This window comes from Nakamurella sp. (assembly GCF_048594475.1).
In the GTDB taxonomy this organism is placed as follows: domain Bacteria; phylum Actinomycetota; class Actinomycetes; order Mycobacteriales; family Nakamurellaceae; genus Nakamurella.
On the sequence record NZ_JBMDXT010000512.1, the window covers coordinates 1 to 3,783 of the forward strand.

Below are 3,783 nucleotides of genomic sequence, written 5' to 3' on the forward strand. Positions count from 1 at the left end.
TCTGCCGGCGCGACAGCCCCCGTTCCGGCCGGCCCAGGGCCAGCCGGTGCGCGCGCACCCCGTCGGCGCCGAACCGGGTCGCCACCTTGTCCGGCGGCAGCGCGGCGAACGCCCCCGCGGTGGTGATGCCGAGCCGGATCAGCAGGTCGGTGAGCGCGACCCGGTCGGGCGGGCCGATCGCCGGGTCCCGGGACAGGTCGGTGATCGGCAGTCCGGCGCAGAAGGCGGCCGACCCGCCGGGCGGGACGATCGCCGTCCGGTGCGCGGCCAGCACGGCCACCTCCAGGTCGTCGGCGATGCCGACGCCGCACTCGACGTCCAGGGCCTCGACCGCGTCCACGATCCGCTCGGCGGCACCGGCCTCCGAGCCGAAGTAGCGGGCCGGCCCGCGCGCCGGGCAGGCCACCACCCCGCTGCGCAGCACCTCCACCCCCGGTGCCAGCTCCTCGACCGCGGCGGCGACCGGCTCGAACATCCGGGCGTCCCGGTCCAGGTCGACCGTCGCGACCAGCAGCTCCGGGCACCGCGCCTGCGCGTCCCGGCGCCGCTGGCCCACCCGGACACCCTCGGCCCGCGCCGCGGCGGTACAGGCCCGCACCCGGTTCGCGTGGAACACCGCGACGGGCTCGGCGGCCGGTCGCTGCGCCTGACGGGCGGCGGCCGCCGCCTGCCAGTCCGGGCACCACAGGACGATGGTGCGGCTCATGGCTGCCGGTTGCGACAGAACACGTCGACGCTGTCCCGCAGGCTGAACGGTTCGCCGTGCTGGTCCGGACGCAAGCTGTCCGGATGGTGTTCCGCGGGGCCGCCGGACGTTTCCGCGGGAACGGCGGGGGGCGCCGGCGCGGCCGGGACCGGAGTGCCGTCGGGCCGGTGAACGTCCCAACGGCCGGGCTCGGGGCCCGGGTGCAGGGTGAACCCGTCCTCGTGCACCGCCCGGTGATGCCGCTGGCACAGCAGGACCAGGTTGCCCAGGTCGGTGGGCCCGCCGTCGGCCCAGTGCGTGACGTGGTGGGCGTCCAGGAACCGCTGCCGCGGGCAGCCGGGGAACCGGCACCCCCCGTCCCGGAACCGCAACGCCCGGCGCAGCGCCGCGGAGATCCTGCGCGTCTTGCGACCCAACGCGAGCGACTCCCCCGGCCGCACCGCCGACGCCACCCAGGCCACCAGCGCCGCGTCACAGGCCAGCCGCCGGGCGGCCGCCGCGGTCAGCCCGGGGCCGTGCTCGAGCCGGCTCGTCGCGTCCGGCCCCGGGTCCTGCTCCCCGACCAGCACCTGCGCGTCGGCGTGCACCACCACCAGGTGCCGGTCGTCGCCGGAGGAATCGACCGGGCCGGCGGCCTGCGCGATCTTCGCCAGGGCGACCAGGGCATCCGGATCGGACGGCAGCTGGGCCGGGTCGGGCGCCCGATCGGGGCAGCCGGTCGGGGCCAGCTCGCCGGTCCGCGCCTGCTCCAGCGCCGCGACCAGCAGCGCCCCCTCCTCGGCGGTCAGCCGGGCGGACAGCACGAACATGCCGTCGTCGTCGTAGAACCAGCGGGCCTTGCGCCGTTCCATCACCGGCCGGTCCACCCGGTCGGCCTTGCGATAGGCGCGGACCACCTTCTCCAACTGGGCCGCGGAGTGCACCTTGGCCTGCTCCATCAGGGTCTGCTCGTCGACCCGGTCCGCGACCCGGGTGACTGCCCGCACCTTCGAGTACGACAACGCGCCCTGCGCGAACGCCTCGTCCACCAGCGGCAGCGTGGTCAGCGCGGTCGCCACCCGCACGTACTCCCGGGCCACTCCGGGGCCGACCGAGCACGACCACGACAGCCAGTGCGCCATGGAGCGCATCCCCCACTGCACCCAGCCCTTGCGGCGGTTGAACTCGGCGACCAGCCGCAACCAGTCCCGCGTCTCCGCGGCCAGCTGCGCCGCCATCGACGTGATGCGCTTCTCCAGGGCGTCAAGCGGTTCGTCAGAAGTATCAACCTTTGGTTGAGGTTGAGGCTCTGGAGCGGGCGCGACCGGCTTCGGGAACCAGACGGTCGGCCCCACGGGCCTGTTCGGCCGGCTCATCCACATCACGGCCAGGTCGGCATCGGTCAGGTCGTCGGCCAGATTCGTCATCGCGTCGCCCCTCTGTTCGGCCCCGTCCCGAACGGGTGTCCACACCATAGAAAGGGGGTCCGACAGTGCCCTGGATGAACGCCCGACATGGACGCCCGAGATGAGCGTGGTCAGGACACCCGGGCCACGGCGGGAACGACGGCCGGCACCGCGACCGGAGCCAGCGGCTCGATCCGCATCGCGCCGTGATCGGCCCGGAGCAGCAGATCCACCCGGGCGCCGGGGCCGGCGGCGCGGCGCCCACCGACCCGCACCGCGAGCTCCCGGTCCCGCAGCCGGCCGTGCCCACGACCCAGGCCGTGCCACCCGATCGGTCGCGCGGTGAGCACCAGATCCGCCCCCGGCCAGGCGCCGAGCACCAGCAGCACGGACCCGCGCTGCCGCAGCCGGCCACCGATCACCCGCTGCCGGGCCGGAGCCGGCCGCACCGCGGGCGGCAGCGCGACCGCGACCAGGTCCACGCCGTCGATCAGGATGGACACCACCTGCAACGCATCGGCCCCGGGGTCGGGAACCAGGGCGACCCGGTTCAGGTCGACGCCCAGCTCGGCGGCCGCGGACAGCCCGAGCTCGGGCATCCCCACCAGCGCCGACCCGCAGCGCGCCGGCCCGGCGAGCCGGGGGTACAGCAGGCTGGTCGCCCCCAGGCCCAGGAGGCTGCCCCCCGACCCCCGGGCCAGGCCGCCGCGCGGCAGCGCCTTCGCCAACGGGGCAGCGACGGGCAGCACGGCCGGGCTATCGAACATGCGTTCGATGCTAGATCGAGGCCACCCAGCGTCGCAACACCTCGGCACCGGCATCGCCGGACTTCTCCGGATGGAACTGGGTCGCCGACAGCGGGCCGTTCTCCACCGCGGCGACGAACCGGTCGCCGCCGTGCTCGGCCCAGGTCACGACCGGCGGAGTGAACGGTTCGGTCACTTCGAGTTCCCAGCGGCGGACCGCGTAGGAGTGCACGAAATAGAACCGGGTCTGCGGGTCCACGCCCGCGAACAGCACCGAACCCGTTCCCGCGGAAACGGTGTTCCAGCCCATGTGCGGCACGATCGGTGCCTGCAGCCGCTCCACCGTGCCCGGCCACTCGCCGACCCCGGCCGTCTCCACGCCGTGCTCGACGCCGCGCTCGAACAGGATCTGCATGCCCACGCAGATGCCCAGCACCGGCCGGTTGCCGGCGACCCGCCGGTCGATGATCCGTTGCCCCCGCACCGCGGTCAGCCCCTGCATGCACGCCTCGTACGCGCCGACCCCGGGCACCACCAGACCGTCCGCGTTCAGCGCCGCGTCGAAATCGGACGTCACCGTCACCGAGGCGCCGGTCCGGCGCAGGGCCCGTTCGGCGGAGGCCAGATTGCCCGACCCGTAGTCGAGCACCACCAGGTCCGTCATGACGCCAGCCACGCGATCCCGCCGACGATGCAGCCCGCCGCGAACACGCCGAGGACGACCGCCGCCGGCACCGACTTGCGCGAGAGCGAGATCACCCCACCGATCAGAAACCCGCCCAGCCCGATCAACACGATCGGGAGCACTGTGGTCACAGCACGCCCTTGGTCGACGGGATGCCGCTGACCCGCGGATCGGGTTCCACCGCCACCCGCAGCGCCCGGGCGATCGCCTTGTACTGGGCCTCGCAGATGTGGTGCGGGTCCCGCCCGTACAGCACCCGGA

Annotated in this window: 5 protein-coding genes and 1 pseudogene; all 6 read right to left on the bottom strand. The window is 74.6% G+C overall.

The window, feature by feature from the left end:
• Window positions 1-706: DNA polymerase Y family protein (locus ACOJUF_RS23165; RefSeq protein ID WP_420124168.1), on the bottom strand; the 706-nt coding region annotated here is incomplete at its 3' end.
• Window positions 703-2,112, bottom strand: coding sequence for a DUF222 domain-containing protein (locus ACOJUF_RS23170; RefSeq protein ID WP_420124169.1), 1,410 nt, complete (start codon window positions 2,110-2,112; stop codon window positions 703-705). The genes ACOJUF_RS23170 and ACOJUF_RS23165, both read right to left, overlap by 4 nt.
• A 110-nt stretch (window positions 2,113-2,222) precedes the next feature.
• Entirely contained in the window at window positions 2,223-2,858 is a 636-nt protein-coding gene (locus ACOJUF_RS23175; RefSeq protein WP_420124170.1) for a hypothetical protein, read from the bottom strand.
• A gap of 10 nt (window positions 2,859-2,868) precedes the next feature.
• Window positions 2,869-3,501, bottom strand: a complete 633-nt coding sequence (gene hisH / locus ACOJUF_RS23180) for an imidazole glycerol phosphate synthase subunit HisH (RefSeq protein WP_420124171.1) — start codon at window positions 3,499-3,501, stop codon at window positions 2,869-2,871.
• On the bottom strand, window positions 3,498-3,632 hold the full coding sequence (locus tag ACOJUF_RS23185; RefSeq protein ID WP_420124172.1) for a hypothetical protein: 135 nt from the start codon (window positions 3,630-3,632) through the stop codon (window positions 3,498-3,500). Before ACOJUF_RS23185 ends, hisH begins: the two co-directional genes overlap by 4 nt.
• Window positions 3,633-3,649: 17 nt before the next feature.
• Window positions 3,650-3,783: pseudogene (locus tag ACOJUF_RS23190) on the bottom strand (imidazoleglycerol-phosphate dehydratase); the annotation flags it as partial.

Bases quoted from the DNA above. Each gene is read 5' to 3' on its own strand.
- ACOJUF_RS23170 (WP_420124169.1), bottom strand. From the start codon at position 2,112: ATGACGAATCTGGCCGACGACCTGACCGATGCCGACCTGGCCGTGATG.
- ACOJUF_RS23175 (WP_420124170.1), bottom strand. From the start codon at position 2,858: ATGTTCGATAGCCCGGCCGTGCTGCCCGTCGCTGCCCCGTTGGCGAAG.
- hisH (WP_420124171.1), bottom strand. From the start codon at position 3,501: ATGACGGACCTGGTGGTGCTCGACTACGGGTCGGGCAATCTGGCCTCC.